General features: G+C 62.7%; 16 protein-coding genes and 1 tRNA gene. 5 read left to right on the top strand and 12 right to left on the bottom strand.

Annotation, left to right across the window (positions count from 1 at the left end; genetic code table 11):
• Positions 1 to 31: 31 nt before the first annotated feature.
• Positions 32 to 919 carry a ribokinase gene (locus tag VSX56_RS09795; protein WP_350936723.1) on the top strand — a complete coding sequence of 296 codons (888 nt, stop codon included), beginning with the start codon at positions 32 to 34 and terminating at the stop codon, positions 917 to 919.
• Here the strand turns inward: VSX56_RS09795 and phoB are convergent.
• The 11 genes from phoB to tsaD all read right to left on the bottom strand — a co-directional run bounded on the left by phoB (position 904) and on the right by tsaD (position 10,943).
• Positions 904 to 1,596, bottom strand: a complete 693-nt coding sequence (gene phoB, locus VSX56_RS09790; protein WP_339113920.1) for a phosphate regulon transcriptional regulator PhoB — start codon at positions 1,594 to 1,596, stop codon at positions 904 to 906. The genes VSX56_RS09795 and phoB overlap by 16 nt on opposite strands.
• Position 1,597: 1 nt before the next feature.
• The gene (gene phoU, locus VSX56_RS09785) at positions 1,598 to 2,311 is read right to left on the bottom strand and encodes a phosphate signaling complex protein PhoU (protein ID WP_339113921.1); all 714 of its coding nucleotides are present in this window, start codon (positions 2,309 to 2,311) and stop codon (positions 1,598 to 1,600) included.
• Positions 2,312 to 2,324: 13 nt separating this feature from the next.
• Entirely contained in the window at positions 2,325 to 3,122 is a 798-nt protein-coding gene (gene pstB, locus VSX56_RS09780) for a phosphate ABC transporter ATP-binding protein PstB (RefSeq protein WP_339113922.1), read from the bottom strand.
• A gap of 13 nt (positions 3,123 to 3,135) precedes the next feature.
• Entirely contained in the window at positions 3,136 to 4,479 is a 1,344-nt protein-coding gene (gene pstA, locus VSX56_RS09775) for a phosphate ABC transporter permease PstA (protein WP_339113923.1), read from the bottom strand.
• Positions 4,476 to 5,936, bottom strand: coding sequence for a phosphate ABC transporter permease subunit PstC (pstC, locus tag VSX56_RS09770; RefSeq protein ID WP_350936719.1), 1,461 nt, complete (start codon positions 5,934 to 5,936; stop codon positions 4,476 to 4,478). Before pstC ends, pstA begins: the two co-directional genes overlap by 4 nt.
• Before the next feature lie 100 nt (positions 5,937 to 6,036).
• Positions 6,037 to 7,077 carry a substrate-binding domain-containing protein gene (locus tag VSX56_RS09765; protein WP_350936716.1) on the bottom strand — a complete coding sequence of 347 codons (1,041 nt, stop codon included), beginning with the start codon at positions 7,075 to 7,077 and terminating at the stop codon, positions 6,037 to 6,039.
• Positions 7,078 to 7,212: 135 nt separating this feature from the next.
• The gene (locus VSX56_RS09760) at positions 7,213 to 7,908 is read right to left on the bottom strand and encodes a CbiX/SirB N-terminal domain-containing protein (RefSeq protein ID WP_350936714.1); all 696 of its coding nucleotides are present in this window, start codon (positions 7,906 to 7,908) and stop codon (positions 7,213 to 7,215) included.
• Positions 7,909 to 8,194: 286 nt separating this feature from the next.
• Positions 8,195 to 8,617, bottom strand: coding sequence for an EVE domain-containing protein (locus VSX56_RS09755; RefSeq protein ID WP_339113927.1), 423 nt, complete (start codon positions 8,615 to 8,617; stop codon positions 8,195 to 8,197).
• Positions 8,617 to 8,883: a YciI family protein gene (locus tag VSX56_RS09750; RefSeq protein ID WP_339113928.1), complete on the bottom strand. Its 267-nt coding sequence runs from the start codon at positions 8,881 to 8,883 to the stop codon at positions 8,617 to 8,619. The genes VSX56_RS09755 and VSX56_RS09750 overlap by 1 nt, the downstream gene beginning before the upstream one ends.
• Positions 8,884 to 9,837 carry an NAD(P)H-dependent glycerol-3-phosphate dehydrogenase gene (locus tag VSX56_RS09745; RefSeq protein WP_350936711.1) on the bottom strand — a complete coding sequence of 318 codons (954 nt, stop codon included), beginning with the start codon at positions 9,835 to 9,837 and terminating at the stop codon, positions 8,884 to 8,886. It lies immediately after the preceding gene.
• Positions 9,834 to 10,943, bottom strand: a complete 1,110-nt coding sequence (gene tsaD / locus VSX56_RS09740) for a tRNA (adenosine(37)-N6)-threonylcarbamoyltransferase complex transferase subunit TsaD (protein WP_350936709.1) — start codon at positions 10,941 to 10,943, stop codon at positions 9,834 to 9,836. The genes VSX56_RS09745 and tsaD overlap by 4 nt, the downstream gene beginning before the upstream one ends.
• Positions 10,944 to 11,041: 98 nt before the next feature.
• On the opposite strand from tsaD, the gene VSX56_RS09735 reads away from it, so the two are divergent.
• The 4 genes from VSX56_RS09735 to VSX56_RS09720 all read left to right on the top strand — a co-directional run bounded on the left by VSX56_RS09735 (position 11,042) and on the right by VSX56_RS09720 (position 14,826).
• Positions 11,042 to 11,749 (top strand): uroporphyrinogen-III synthase, encoded by a 708-nt coding sequence (locus VSX56_RS09735; RefSeq protein ID WP_339113931.1) that lies wholly within the window; start codon positions 11,042 to 11,044, stop codon positions 11,747 to 11,749.
• A gap of 66 nt (positions 11,750 to 11,815) precedes the next feature.
• Positions 11,816 to 13,123 (top strand): hypothetical protein, encoded by a 1,308-nt coding sequence (locus VSX56_RS09730; protein WP_339113932.1) that lies wholly within the window; start codon positions 11,816 to 11,818, stop codon positions 13,121 to 13,123.
• Positions 13,124 to 13,135: 12 nt separating this feature from the next.
• Positions 13,136 to 14,698, top strand: coding sequence for a heme biosynthesis protein HemY (locus tag VSX56_RS09725; protein WP_350936706.1), 1,563 nt, complete (start codon positions 13,136 to 13,138; stop codon positions 14,696 to 14,698).
• A 52-nt stretch (positions 14,699 to 14,750) separates the two neighbouring features.
• Positions 14,751 to 14,826: transfer RNA gene (locus VSX56_RS09720), tRNA-Thr, on the top strand.
• Positions 14,827 to 14,879: 53 nt separating this feature from the next.
• Here VSX56_RS09720 and VSX56_RS09715 read toward each other — a convergent pair.
• Positions 14,880 to 15,221, bottom strand: coding sequence for a YnfA family protein (locus VSX56_RS09715; RefSeq protein ID WP_339114445.1), 342 nt, complete (start codon positions 15,219 to 15,221; stop codon positions 14,880 to 14,882).
• Positions 15,222 to 15,336 lie beyond the last annotated feature (115 nt).

Raw genomic sequence — 15,336 nt, 5'->3', positions numbered from 1 at the left:
CTGCGCACAACTGGCGCCATTCGAGGTCTTCATGAAAATTTTCAATCTCGGCTCGATCAATGCGGATTACTTCTACCGGCTGCCCCATCTGCCGCAGGCGGGCGAAACGCTGGCCTCGATAGGCTATGACCGTGGGCTTGGCGGAAAAGGGGCCAACCAATCCGTTGCTTGCGCCCGCGCGGGGGCCGAGATCCGGCATCTGGGGGCGATCGGGTCCGAAGGGCGCTGGATGGTCGAGCGGATGGAGGATGCGGGCGTCGATTGCACGCAGGTGGTCATCGTGCGCGAGGCCTCGGGCCATGCGATCATCTATGTCGATCAGGCAGCCGAGAATACGATCGTCATCCATCCCGGTGCCAATCGGGCGATCCCCGATACGGTTCTGGACGATGCGCTCGATCAGGCGGAAGAAGGCGACCTGCTGATCTTGCAGAACGAAACCTGCCTGCAGGTCGAGGCCGCGCAACTGGCCGCCGAGCGCGGGGTGTTCGTGATCTATTCGGCGGCTCCCTTCGACGAGGCGGCGGTGCGCGCCGTGCTCCCCTATGTCTCGCTTCTGATCGTCAATGAGGGCGAGGCTAAGGCCCTATGCGAAAGCTTCGGTGTGGCACTGCCCGAAATGCCCGTGAAACAGATCGTGGTGACCAAAGGCGCGCAGGGTGCGACCTGGCACAATCTGGAAACCGGCGGGCTGATTGTGATGCCGGCCTTTCCTGTGAAACCGGTCGATACAACGGGGGCGGGCGATACATTTGCGGGCTATCTGGCGGCCGGTCTGGCCGAAGGCGCCTCGCGCGAGCGGGCGATGCGTCTGGCCGCCGCGGCGGCTGCCCTGAAAGTGACGCGGGCCGGAACAGCCGATGCCATTCCCGCCCGTCAGGAAGTCGAGGATTTTCTGGAAAATCAGCCCAAGCTGTAACCGGTGCCGCGCACCGTGCGCACCGGATCATCACCGCCATGCGCCATCAGCGCCTTGCGCAACCGGCCCACATGCACGTCGATGGTGCGGGTGTCGACGTAGATGTCCCGCCCCCAGACACGGTCCAGAAGCTGGTCACGGGTCCAGACCCGGCCCGGCTTCTCCATCAGTGTCGAGAGCAGGCGGAATTCGGTCGGACCCAGTTTGAGCGCCTGCCCATCGCGGAAAACGCGGTGCTCGGCGCTGTCGAGGACGATATCCTCGTAGTTCAGCCGCTCGCCCATGGTGGCAGGGCGGGTGCGGCGCAGCTGGGTGCGCAGCCGCGCCATCAGTTCGACCACCGAATAGGGTTTGACGACATAATCATCCGCGCCCGTCTCGAGCCCGCGCACGCGATCCGTCTCTTCGGAGCGCGCCGAGAGCATGATGATCGGGATATGGCGGGTGTCGCCCGAGGCTTTCACGCGGCGGCAGATCTCGATCCCTGACACATTGGGCAGCATCCAGTCCAGCACCATCAGGTCGGGTTTCTCTTCCTTGACCATCAACAGCGCTTCCTCGCCATTGACCGCCATCACAACGCGAAAGCCTTCGGCTTCGAGGTTATACTGGAGAACTTCACGCTGGGCCGATTCATCCTCGACCACCAGGACACAGGGCTGTTGTGCCGGGGACATCTTACTTCTCCGTGCTGTCCATCGAGATCACGCTCGACTGTTTCGGGCGCTCTTCGTCGGGGGTCTCGCCGGTGACGAGATAGATCACCTGCTCGGCGATCGAGGTAGCATGGTCGCCCATACGCTCGATATTCTTGGCGATGAAATGCAGGTGCATGCAGGGGGTGATGTTGCGCGGGTCTTCCATCATATAGGTCAGGAACTCGCGGAAGAGCGCGTTATACATCTGGTCGACTTCCACATCGCGGTCGCGCACATCGCGGGCGAGCTGCGGATCGCGCTGGATATAGGCATCGAGCACGTCCTTGAGCATCCCCTCGACCGCTTGCGCCATCCGGCGGATCGCCTTGGGCGAGCCTTCGACGGCGGGGGCATCCATCAGGATCTGGGTGCGCTTGGCGATGTTCTTTGCGTAATCGCCCGCGCGTTCGAGGCTGGCGGCGATCTTGATGACCGAGAGCGTCAGCCGCAGATCGCGCGAGACGGGGGCACGCAGCGCGATGATGCGGGCGGCTTCCTCGTTGATCTGCTCCTCGAGCGCGTCGATGGCCTTATCCTGCTTGCGCACACGCTGGGCCAGTTCCTCGTCACGGCTTTCAAGGGCTTCGGCGGCATCGAGGATCTGCTGTTCGACCATGCCGCCCATCTTGACGACAAGCGCCTGCACGGCTTCCAGATCGCGGTCGAAGGCGGAGGAGATATGTTGTTGGCTCATGCTATGTCCTTCCTCAGCCGATCCGGCCGGTGATATAGGCCTCGGTGCGTGGGTCCTTGGGATTGGTGAAGATGTCACCCGTCTCGCCATATTCCACCAGATTGCCAAGGTGGAAGAAGGCGGTGCGCTGCGACACGCGCGCGGCCTGCTGCATCGAGTGGGTCACGATCACCACCGAGAACTGCGTGCGGAGTTCATCGATCAGCTCTTCGACCTGACCGGTGGCAATGGGGTCGAGCGCCGAACAGGGCTCGTCCATCAGGAGCACTTCCGGCGAGGTCGCCACGGCGCGGGCGATGCACAGGCGTTGCTGCTGGCCACCCGAGAGGCCGGTGCCCGGTGCCTGAAGGCGGTCTTTCACCTCGTTCCAGATCGCCGCACCGCGCAGGGCGCGTTCCACGATCTCGTCCAGATCGGCCTTGTTCTTGGCCAGGCCGTGGATGCGCGGGCCATAGGCCACGTTGTCATAGATCGACTTGGGGAAGGGGTTGGGCTTCTGGAACACCATTCCTACCTTGGCGCGCAGCTGCACGGGGTCCACGCGGCGATCGTAGATATCCTCGCCATCGAGCAGGATCTCGCCCTTCACCTTGCAGATGTCGATCGTGTCATTCATCCGGTTGAGCGTGCGCAGGAAGGTCGATTTCCCGCAGCCCGAGGGGCCGATAAAGGCGGTGACGGTCTTGTCGAGGATATCGACATCGACGTCCTTGATGGCATGGGTGTCACCGTAATAGACCTGCACCTTGCGGGCCTGGATCTTCATTTCCTTGGTGTCCACTTTTCTCTCCGTCAATCTCATGTCGTTCATGATTTTGGGTCCCTTACCAGCGGCGCTCGAATCTGCGGCGCAGGATGATTGCAATGATGTTCATCGTCAGCAGGAACACCAGGAGGATGATGATGCCCCCCCAAGCCCGTTCATAATAGGCGGGGTCGGCGCGTTTTGCCCATTCATAGATCTGTGCGGGCATCGCGGAGTTGGGCGAGAGGAAGCCCGCGATAATGCCATCGGGCGGGTTGGAGGCGATATAGCCGATCATCCCGATCAGCAGGAGCGGCGCGGTCTCGCCCAAGGCCTGTGCTAAGCCGATGATCGTGCCGGTCAGGATACCGGGCATGGCCAGCGGCAGCACATGGTGGAAGACCGATTGCATCTTGGAAGCGCCGATCCCCAGCGCTGCATCGCGGATCGAGGGCGGCACGGCTTTGAGCGAGGCACGGGTCGAGATGATGATCGTGGGCAGGGTCATCAGCGTCAGCACCAGACCACCGACCAGCGGCGCCGATTGCGGCAGATGCATGAACTGGATGAAGACCGCGAGGCCGAGGATACCGAAAACGATCGACGGCACAGCGGCGAGGTTCGAGATATTCACCTCGATCAGGTCGGTCCATTTGTTCTGCGGCGCGAATTCCTCGAGATAGATCGAGGCCGCCACACCGATCGGTAGCGACAGGAACAGCACCACCAGCATCATGAAGAGCGACCCGATCATCGAGGTGCCAAGGCCCGCCTGTTCCGCACGGCTCTCGGAGGCATCCGAACCGGTGATGAAGTCCCAGTTGAACTGCTTCTTCACGATGCCGGCCTCGACAAGCCCGTCGGTCAGGTCCAGCTGCGCCACGGTGATATTCTTGTCGAGTGCGATCTCGTCACGGTGGACGCGGCCCTTGAGATAGCCGTCTACGCGCGAGGAGGCGAGGATCTTGAACGTCACGGTCTGGCCGATCAGCGCGGGGTCACTGATCACGTCCTGACGCACCACATTGGCGGCAGAAGCCGAGATCAGGTTCTTCATATCCTTGGCTTTGGTCAGCTCGGTCTCGATCCCTGCTTTCTGGACGGTTTCCAGAAGCGCGTTCTCGATCAGCGGGCCGTAGCCGAAGGTCGAGACCTTGGCGATATCGGCGGGGTCGCGATTGCCCTTCTTGTCGAGCTTGGCGGGGTCCAGATAGACCGGCACATTGATGAAGCTCTGCTGGAAGGCCGAGACGCCATTGCTGAGGATTGTGCTCAGCAGGATCACCAGAAAGACCATGCCCAGCCCGATCGCCGCGATCCCCATGGCGCGGAAGCGTTTTTCCTGCGCATTGCGTTTGCGGGTGCGGGCATCGGGTTGGTGGATCGAACGGGTGCCGGGGGTGTTTGCTGCGGCGTCGGTCATTCGTATTGCTCCCGATACTTGCGCACGATGTAGAGTGCGACAATGTTCAGCGCGAGGGTCATGACGAAGAGCGTCATGCCCAGAGAGAAGGCCACCAGCGCCTCGGGTGAGGCGAAATCGGCGTCACCGGTCAGCTGGCTGACGATCTTGGCGGTGACGGTGGTCATCGCCTCGAAGGGGTTGAGGCTGAGGCGGGCGGCGGCACCGGCGCCCAGAACCACGATCATCGTCTCGCCGATGGCGCGGGAAGCGGCCAGCAGGATCGCCCCGATGATACCCGGAAGGGCGGCGGGGAAGACCACCTGTTTGATGGTTTCGGATTTGGTGGCGCCAAGGCCATAGGAGCCGTCGCGCAGCGATTGCGGCACGGCGTTGATGATGTCATCGGACAGTGAGGACACGAAGGGGATCAGCATGATGCCCATCACGAGGCCCGCGGTCATGACCGAGCTTGCCGCCCCCATCCAGTCGAGCCCGTCGCGGCCGAACACCGTTTGCAGGGCAGGGCCCACGGTCAGCAGTGCAAACAGACCGTAGACGATGGTCGGGATACCGGCGAGGATTTCCAGCGCGGGTTTGGCGATGGCGCGGACGGGTTTGGTTGCATATTCCGAGAGGTAGATCGCGGCAAAGAGCCCGATCGGCACGGCCACGGCCAGCGCGATGAAGCTGATATAGAGCGTGCCCCACAGAAGCGGCAGAATGCCCAGCTGCGAGCCGCCACCAAAGGACGGCGTCCAGTTGGTGCCAAAGAAGAAATCCGTCGCCGGATAGAGGCGGAAGAAATGCACCGTGTTGAAGATCAGCGACAGCACGATCCCGATGGTGGTCAGGATAGCGATGGAGGCCGCGAGGATCAGCAGCGCCTTGATGCCGCGCTCGACGATATTGCGGGCGCGAAGATCCTTATGGGTGGATTTCAACGTCAGCAGGAAGAAGACGATGGCCACGCCCAGAACCACCACCATACGGAAGGTGTTTCCGGTGGCGTTCAGGCTGCGGTAATGCTGTGCCGCGTCGAGCGTGGGGGCATCCACCTCGGAGCCGAGCGCCACGCCATAGCCCGCCATCTGGGCACGCAGCCCGTCGCCCGCCTGCAGGCCGCTGGCCTCGGAGGCGGTCAGGGTGCCTTTTGCGACCGCGTCATCGAGCCCTTGGGCGAGGCGCGTCACATCCGACATCATCAGGCTGAGATTGCCATGCTCTTCGACCGTGGCCTGCGGAATGGCGCCGGTGACCTGCATATCGATGATGAAAGGCTGTACGATCAGCCAGACGGCCAGAACCAGAAGGGACGGCACGAGGGTCATCATCGCGACATTGCTGCCATAATAGCTGGTCAGCGAATGGAGGATGCGGCTGTCGCCCCCTGCGGAAGACAGGGCGCGGGACCGGCCGAGAACGAAGCCCAAGGCTGCGAGCACGAGCACGATAACCAGAAGCCAGATTGCAGGCATGTCAGCTCCGTTTTGTAATGGGTGCCATTATGGAGGCGTCGAAACAAAGAAGGGGGCGGCATTGGATCTGCCGCCCCCCGTATTGGCCGGGTAGGGCAGATTACATGCCCGAGCCCATGGTCTTTTCGTCAGCAACCAGCTCTTGGGTCGCTGCCAGTTCCGGATCGGAAACCAGACCGTATTGCGCCAGCGGGCCGTCCGAACCTGCGATCTCGTCGGAGACGAAGAACTCTGCATATTCTTTCAGGCCGGGGATCACACCGATATGCGCCTTCTTGATGTAGAAGTAGAGCGGACGCGAGACCGGATAGTCACCCGAGGCGATGGTTTCGGTCGACGGCTCGACGCCGCCCATCGTTGCCACTTTCAGCTTGTCGGTGTTGTTCTCGTAGAAGGCCAGACCGAAGACGCCGACGCCATCGGGGTTCGAGGCGATACGGGCGAGGGTCTCGGTGTAATCGCCGTCGATATCGACCGATTTGCCATCGGTGCGGACATTCATACAGGCTTTCTCGGCGTCTTTCTCGGTCATGCCGCCCGACACCATCGCTTCAAGCGCGCCGGTGTCCTTGCAGCCCTGAACGAGGACTTTCTCTTCGAAGACCTCGCGGGTGCCGTGCTTGGTGCCCGGAATATAGGCTGCGATCTCGACATCCGGCAGATCGGCGTTGAAATCCGACCACTTGGCATAGGTGTTGTCGACCAGCGCGCCGTCTTTCACGACCTTGGCGCCGAGGGCGTTATAGAGGTCTGCCGGTTGGAAGGCGGTGAATTCGGGGCCGGTTTTCTGGCTGGCAAAGACGATCCCGTCATAGCCGATGCGGACCTGGATAATGTCGTTCACGCCGTTTGCGTGGCAGGTCTCGATTTCCGAGTCCTTGATGGCGCGCGAGGCGTTCGCGATGTCGATGGTGTTCTCGCCCACGCCTTCGCAGAAGCGCTTCAGACCCGAGGACGAGCCGCCCGATTCCACGACCGGCGTCGGGTAGTCGAAGTTCTCGCCGAATGCCTCTGCCACGATCGAGGCATAGGGCAGCACGGTCGAGGAGCCTGCAACCTGGATGTTGTCGCGGGCGAAAGCGCCTGCGGTGGAGGCAACGGTGATGGCAAGGGCGGATGCCGTCAGCTTAACAGTATTCATGGTTCTCTCCCAGAAGGTCTGAATGGCCGCTACGGGCTCGTCGCTTGTGCTAGAGGTCTGTCGTGACGCTTATGCGAACATTGTGTAACACATATATGACAAAGCGTCATTCTCGGAGAAAACCCTGCGAAAAAGTTAATTTTCGCAATACTGCTTGAGGGCGCGCGCGATCAGCGCGGGGATTTCGGGATGCTCACCGATGGGCGGCAGGCGCGGGCCGGAGAATCCCGCATTGTCGAGCGCCTCGGGGATATCGCCATCGACATGACCTGCCCGCAGCGCGAAAAACGGAAGGCAGACGCCCTGATTGGAGGTCCTGGCGACGTCCTCAAGGAAGGGCGGCTCCTCGATCAGCCCGACCCGCACGCGCCAGAATGCGCCCGAGCGGCGCAGCTTCTCGGCCATTGCATAGGCGCTGTCTTTCGATTTGCGCGCGATCTTGGACCCGTGGGCACAAAGGATGAGGTCGGTTGCCCTGCTATCGAGCCCCGCCTGTGCCGCCGCAGCGAGGCACTCATCGAGAATCAGCTTTTCCAAGGCGGGATCGATGCCGAACGGGTCCATATGCTGTGCCTTGCAGCCCAGCTCCTTCAGCCTGCGCGGGATCTCGCGTTTGGTAAACCACCCTTCGGCCATAAAAAATGGATAGATTACAGGGGTCTCGCAGTCATTGACCGCCTTTGCGAGGGCACCGTCCTTGGCCAGCGTCGCCGCCCGAACGCGGATCTCCGGGCAGAGCGGACGGATCTTTTCGGCCAGCGCCTCAAGGGCTGCCTGTTTGGTATCGGGGTCCGAAGGCGACCCGTGTGCAACGATGATGACTGTTTTCATGGGGGCTATGATAGCGCCTCGGGCGGCGGCGGCAATCCTCGGGCGAGATGGTCAAGACCATGTGCCTGCTCAGAGTTAATACGCTTTAACTCCCTCTAAATACTCTATTTTTAAGGGCTATTCTTTTGCGTCAGGTGACGTTCTGACATATACACATAGAGACCGGCCAGGAAGGCCAGGACCAGATAGAGTTTCACGTGTGGTGCGTAGGGGTGCACGTGGGGTGGTGAGGGTTCTGGTAGGGGTGCCGGAACCCTCATTTTTATGTCAGACCTTGGGTTTGCGGTCAGTCGGGATCGGTCTCTGCCATCGCGCAGACGATACGCCATTCCTCCTCGGTCACCGGCTGCACCGAGAGCCGCATCGAGGTCACCAGAGACATGTTCGACAGGCGCGGCTCGGCCTTCACATCGGCCAGTGTCACCGGCTTTTTCACCGGACGCACGGCACGCAAATGCACGCAGTCCCAGCGTGGATCATCGGTGGTGCTATCGGGCGCGCTTTCGGCGCTGACCTCGCAGATACCCACGACTTCCTTACCGATATTGGAATGGTAGAACAGCCCGCGATCGCCGATCTTCATCTCGCGCATATTATTACGCGCCAGATAGTTACGGATCCCGTCCCATTCCTCGCCCGCCTCGCCTTTTTCAACGAGCTGGTCCCATGAGAACTTGTTGGGCTCGGATTTGAACAGCCAGTAGCGCATCAGATGACCTTCTTCCATTCGGTGATCGACACGCTGTCGAACAGCCCTGCCTTGCCATAGGGCTCGTTATCGACCCAGGCCTGTGCGGCATCCATACTGTCGGTATCGAGGATCACCAGAGACCCGCACATATCGCCATTCTCGATGAAGGGGCCGGCCTGGGCTACGATGCCCGTCTCTTTCATATAGACCAGATGGGCCTCGCGGTTATCGAGACGGGTTTGCAGATGGCCCGCTTTGTCGCGGCAGATCACGGCGTAGAACATTCATTCCTCCTTCAAAGGGCGCGACAGAAGCGCCAGAGTGGCCTGGGCCACGGTCATCCGGTTATCGCAGAGCGCGGCGATCATCACCGCAATGGGCATTTCGATGCCGCCTTTTTCGGCCATCCGCGCGACGGCATGGGCGGTGGCCACACCTTCGACCGTCACATTGGGGTCGATGGTCTCGCCCGCACCCAGCGCGAAGCCATGGCGGAAATTGCGCGACTGGCTGGAGGTGCAGGTGAGCGCCAGGTCACCGAAGCCCGCAAGCCCCGAAAGCGTCTCGGCGCGCGCGCCACGGGTCACGGCCAAGCGGGTCATCTCGGCAAAACCGCGGGTCATCAGCGCAGCGCGGGTGGAATCGCCCATACCTGCGCCCATGACGACGCCTGCGCCAATCGCGATGACGTTTTTCAAGGCGCCGCCAAGCTCGGCCCCCGTGGTGTCGGAGCTGCGGTAGAGCCGCAGGGTGGGCGTCGAGAGTTGTTCCTGTAGCGCCTCGGCCCCGTCCTCGCAGGCCAGTGTCAGGGCCGTGGGTAGGCCGCGCCCGATATCGGCGGCAAAGCTGGGGCCGGTCAGGATCGCCGCGCGCGCCTCCGGCACGGTGGAGCGGATCAGCGCGGTCGGGCCGAGGCCGGTGCTCAGGTCGATCCCCTTCGAGCAGCTGACCAGTGTCTTGCCTTTCAGGCGCTGGGCATGAAGGGCCAGAAACGCGCCCGTCTGCTGCATCGGCAGCGCCAGCAGAATGGTCTGAGCCGCACAGGCGGTCTCGAGATCCGCGGTCACGGTAATTGCCTCGGGCAGGGTCAGGCCCTTCAGCCGTTTGGAATTCTCGCGCGTTGTCTGCAGCAGTTGCGCCTGCTCCGCGTCGCGTGACCAGAGCGTGACGGGCCCATTTTGCGACAGGCTGATGGCCAGCGCGGTGCCGAATGCGCCCGATCCCAGAACGGAAATCATGCTTTGGCCCCTTTTTTGCCGGAGCCCAGAAGCGGTGCGGCCTTGCGGTCCAGGGGCCAGCGCGGACGCGCGACCAGATCCATCTGGTCGGTATGTCCGAGGCGGAAACGTTCTATCCCCGCCCAAGCGATCATTGCGGCATTATCGGTGCATAGCCGCAGAGGCGGCGCCACGAAACGGGCGCCGGATTCGGCAGCCACAGATTCGAGCCCCGCGCGGATGGCGCGGTTCGCGGCCACGCCACCGGCCACCGCAAAACCGGGGGTCTCGGGGGCGAGCGCCATATATTCGGCCAGAGCACGGCGGGATTTCTTGACCAGCACATCCGTGACCGCGGCCTGAAAACTGGCGCAGATATCACGGCGGATCGCGCGGGGCAGGCCGCCATGCCGGGCCACGACCTCGTCACGGGTGCGCAGAAGGGCCGTCTTCAGTCCCGAGAAGGACATATCGCAATTGGGCCGGTCCAGCAGCGGCCGCGGGAAGGCGAAGGCTTTCGAATCCCCGCCCTCTGCCTCGGCTTCCACATTCGGGCCGCCGGGTTGCGGCAGGGCCAGCAGCTTGGCGGTCTTGTCGAACGCCTCACCCGGTGCATCGTCGATCGTGCCACCTAAGCGGGTGAATTCCTCGGGGCCATGCGCGATCAGGAATTGGCAATGCCCCCCCGAGACCAGCAGCATCAGATAGGGATAGGCCATATCATCGGTCAGGCGCGGGGTCAGCGCGTGACCGGCCAGATGGTTGACCCCCACAAGCGGCAGGCCGGTGCCTGCGGCGATCCCCTTGGCACACATCACCCCCGACATCACGCCGCCAATCAGCCCCGGTCCTGCGGTCACTGCGATCCCGTCCAGATCGCCCAGATCCACGCCGGACAGTTCCAGCGCCTGCTCGACACAGAAATCAAGCTTTTCTGCATGGGCACGGGCCGCGATCTCGGGGACCACGCCGCCGAAGGCTGCATGCAGATCGGTCTGGCCCGACACGACGCTCGCCAGAATCTCGGTTCTGGTTTCGTTGGTGCCCGTCCCACTCTGGCGCACGATGGCGGCAGCCGTATCGTCACAGCTGGATTCGATCCCAAGGAAGGTAAGTGTACGGGCCATGGTGCCTCGATTGCGAATGGGTTATGGCTCAGGTATCACTGCGGGCGGCGTGAGACAATCCATAGCCGCCCTATCCGCACTCTGCATAGAGGATGCCGATGCCTGCACCGCCCGTATTGCTGCTGACCCGTCCCGCAGAGGCGAATCTCCGCTTTCTGGGCGAGCTGCGGCAGGCGGGGGTGGAGATGCGCGCTATCTGCTCTGCGCTCCTGCGGATCGAGCCGGTTGTCCCCGAAGATGCGCCCGATGGCGATCTGGTCTTTACCTCGCAACAGGCGGTGGCGCCGTTCGTTGCGGCCTTCGGGGCCCGGGGACATGCGTGGTGTGTGGGCGCGCGGACGGCAGCAGTGGCACAGGCGGCGGGTTTTACGGTGACCTGCGCCGAAGGCACGGCCCGCGCGCTGGAGGCGCGGATACTGGCCGAGGGCGGGCAGGGTCCCTTTACCCATATCTGTGGGGACCAACTGGCCTATGATCTGGTCGCAGGTCTGCGCGCGCGCGGGCGTGCAGCAAAGGCGCTGCAGATCTACAGGCAGCTGGAACAGGCTCCGACCCCCGAGGCGATGGCGGTTCTTTCAGGAGAAGCCCCTGTTTTGGTGCCACTTTTTTCACCGCGTAGCGCGGCGATCTTCACGAAATATTTGCCGAAACCGCACGCCCCCCTATACCTTGGCGCAATCAGCACTACTGTATCACGGCAGCTCACTGCGGTGTCAGGCGCCTATATCGGGGTTTCACGGGAAACACATGCGGCCGCTATGGTCGCGCTGGTCAAGGCTTTGGCATCCCGCAGTGTTGCGTCTTGAAGATCTGTGGATGCGGGGGCTAGAGTGGCCTCGGCCCACTTTAGGAATTGCGTAGGAGGAGTTGCCGTGGCTGCACCCGGGAAGAAGAAATCGGCGAAGACTGATGCAGCTAAGGATGAAAGCATAACGCCCGCATCCGGAACGGCACCGAACACGGAGACACCCGCAACGGGTGCGCCCAAGGCGGATGAGGCGGTTGATCAGGCCCTTCCTGCCGACAAGGACGATACCGCGCCGGTTGACACTCCCGTGACTGATGCGCCCGAGGCAGACATATCCGCGCCGGAGACGCCCGAAGAGGCACCAGCTGTGACCGGCACCGGGGCGGATACCGTAGACGCATCTGACGAGACCGACCCGCTTGAGGGCCATAAGGAGAGTCTCGCCTCGGAGACGGCTTTCGGCACCGATGATGTGGTGGATGCCGAGCAGAAAGACTTGGATCAAAAGGACTGGTCTTCCGACGCAGAGCCTGAAACGCCTATCGCCGAGGAGAAGAAGCCCGAACCCGTGGCCTCGGTTGCAGCACCGGCTCCTAGCGCTGGCCCTGTGATCGAGAAGCGTGGCGGTTTCGGCCCTGTTCTGGCGGGTGGAGTGATTGCGGCCGTGATCGGCGCGGCGGCGGCGCTCTGGGTTCTTCCGCAGCTGCCCGAGAATATTCAGGCCAGGTTCTTCCCGGCCCCTGCGGCTCCCGATAATTCGGCGATGGAAAACCAAGTGGCGGATCTATCCTCACAGCTGAGCGCGATCACGCAAAGCGTCTCGGCCTTGCAGGACAATATCGCCTCGCTTGGTCAGGCGGGCGATACCTCGGGTCTGCAAAGCCAGCTCGACGCGCTGCAATCCAAGCTCGATGGTCTGACCGGCCCCGATGCCGACGCCGCCAAGGAGGCCGAGCGTCAGGCCCGTGCCCGTGCCGCGATCGCCGAACTACAGGCGGCGCTCACCAACGGCACTCCAATTGCCGATCCGGTGGCTATGGCGCGGGACGCCCAGCTTGATGTCCCCGCGGCGCTGGGCACGGAACCCGAAAGCGTCAAGGCGCTGCAGGAGGCCTTTCCCGCACCGGCGCGCCAAGCGCTTGATGCGGCGCGGCGTGCCGATGCCGGTGACAGTCTGGGTGCCAAGCTCGAGACGTTCCTGCTGACACAGACAGGCGCACGGTCGGTTGCGCCCAAAGAGGGGAACACCCCCGATGCCATCCTGTCGCGCGCGCAGGCCGCCGTCGACAAGGCCGATTTCAAAACCGCCATCACCGAGATTTCCGCCCTGCCGCAGGTGTCGCAAGACGCGCTGTCGGGCTGGGTCGATCAGGCACAGACCCGTGTCGCCGCTGAGGAGGCAGTCTCGTCGCTTGCCTCGCAGGTCCAATAAGGAGGGACGGCCATGCTTTGGTCATTCATCAAAATCGCTGTCTTTCTGATCGCGGTCACTGCTGTCACCTATGGCGCGATGACGCTGGCAAGTTCTGCTGATGGGGTGCAGGTCGTGCTGGCGGGGGTCGAGTATAATCTTGGTCCGGTGCAGGCGATCATTGCCGTTCTCGTGCTGATCGTCGCGGTCTTCGTCTTCCTGAAGGTTGTGGGCTTTGTGGTGGCGCTCCTGCGGTTCCTCGTGGGCGACGAGACCGCGCTGACCCGCTATTTCGACCGCTCGCGCGAGCGCCGCGGTTACAAGGCGTTGGCGGATGGTATGATCTCGGTCGCCTCGGGAGAAGGCCGTCTGGCGTATAATCAGGCCAAGAAGGCGCAGAAATTGCTTGGCCGCCCCGAGCTGACCAATCTTCTGGTGGCACAGGCCGCCGAGACCAAGGGTGACACCAAGAAAGCGACCGAGGCCTATAAGCTCCTGCTGTCCGACCAGCGCACCCGTTTCATCGGTGTGCGTGGGCTGATGCGCCAGAAGCTGGCCGAGGGCGATACAGACACCGCGCTGGCACTGGCGCAGAAAGCCTATGCACTGAAGCCCTCGCATCAGGACACGCAGGATACGCTTCTGAAGCTGTCCACGGAAAAAGGCGCATGGGGCGACGCCCGCAAGGTCATCAGCTACAAACGTCATAGCGGTCTGCTCCCGAAGGATGTCGCCAAACGCCGCGACGCTGTTCTGGCGCTGCAGGAAGCCAAGGGCATTCTGGATGAGGGGGCGAGCATCGAGGCACAGGAAGCCGCGATTGCCGCCAACAAATCCTCGCCCGATCTGATTCCTGCAGCCGCGATGGCCGCGCGCTCCTATATCGGGAAAGGCAAACCCAAAAATGCAGAGCGGGTGATCCGCAAGGCATGGGAAGCCCAGCCGCATCCCGATCTGGCGGCCGCCTATGCCGCCATCGCGCCCGAGGAGACGCCGCAGGCCCGCCTCAAGCGCTTCCAGAAGCTTCTGGTCCTGCGTCCCGATCACGAAGAAACCCGTCTTCTGCGCGCCGAGCTGAACATTGCCGCCGAGAACTTCCCCGAGGCGCGCCGTGCGCTGGGGCATCTGGCCGATACCCATCCCACCTCGCGCGTGCTGGCCATCATGGCGGCGGTCGAGCGGGGCGAGGGCTCGGATGATGCGGTGGTGCGCGGCTGGCTGGCTCGGGCGCTGACTGCGCCGCGTGGCCCGCAATGGTGCTGTGACGCCTGCCAGAATATCCAGAGTGACTGGACGCCGGTCTGTGACAATTGCGGTGGTTTCGATACGCTCAGCTGGCGCGAGCCGCCAAAAACGGACCAGCCCCTGCCGCATGGCGCGGAGATGCTGCCGCTGATCGTGGGCGCACCTGCGGTGATGCCGGAATCGGAAGCCGCACGGAAGGCGGAAGAGGCCGGTGTCGAGGTCGAGGAAGCGGAGATCGTGACGGGGGCTACCGAGGAGACCGTCATCGTGACCAAACCCGAAACGGAGGGCGACATAGCCCCCGAAGTCACTGAAACCGAAGAAGTTCAAAAGAAATCTGCTTTGGGATAAATTAGGGGCTACACATCCCCGACGCGGCATGCTAATTGCCGCGCCACAGTGTGCCGCTGTAGCTCAGCTGGTAGAGCACGTCATTCGTAATGATGGGGTCGGGGGTTCGAGTCCCTTCAGCGGCACCACGCTATTCAGAAAACCCGTCTGGCTCAGGTCAGGCGGGTTTTTCTTTTGTGCGTTATTTCTGGAGCGCCGGTCCCAGCAGGATGACCGCCATCCCGATCACGCATAGCGTGCCGCCGATCAGGTCCCAGCGGGTCGGGATCTGGCGCTCGATAAGCCACAGCCACAGGATCGATGCGCCGATATAGATGCCGCCATAGGCGGCATAGGCGCGGCCTGCGAACTCCGCCTGCGAGCGTGTCAGCAGATAGGCGAAAAGCGCGAGACAGAGCGCACCTGCCACCAGCCAGAGCGGGCTTTTGCCCAGACGCAGCCATGCCCAGACCGCGAAACATCCGCCGATCTCGGCAAAGGCGGCAAGCAGATAGAGACCGAGGGTGGGCAGAAGGAGGGGCATCATGGACAGGTCTTCGCATCTGAGGAGCGCCCGTAGCATAGGCGATCTTCTCTATTCGTCAAAATGCCCGTTTATTCAACGCTTTCATGAGGCTGGTGCCGTTAATCTCCGATCC

It is taken from the genome of Thioclava kandeliae (assembly GCF_040297545.1).
GTDB classification, from domain to species: Bacteria; Pseudomonadota; Alphaproteobacteria; order Rhodobacterales; family Rhodobacteraceae; genus Thioclava; species Thioclava kandeliae.
Note: the sequence above shows the minus strand (reverse complement) of the source record. Positions and strands in the feature narration are given on the sequence as shown.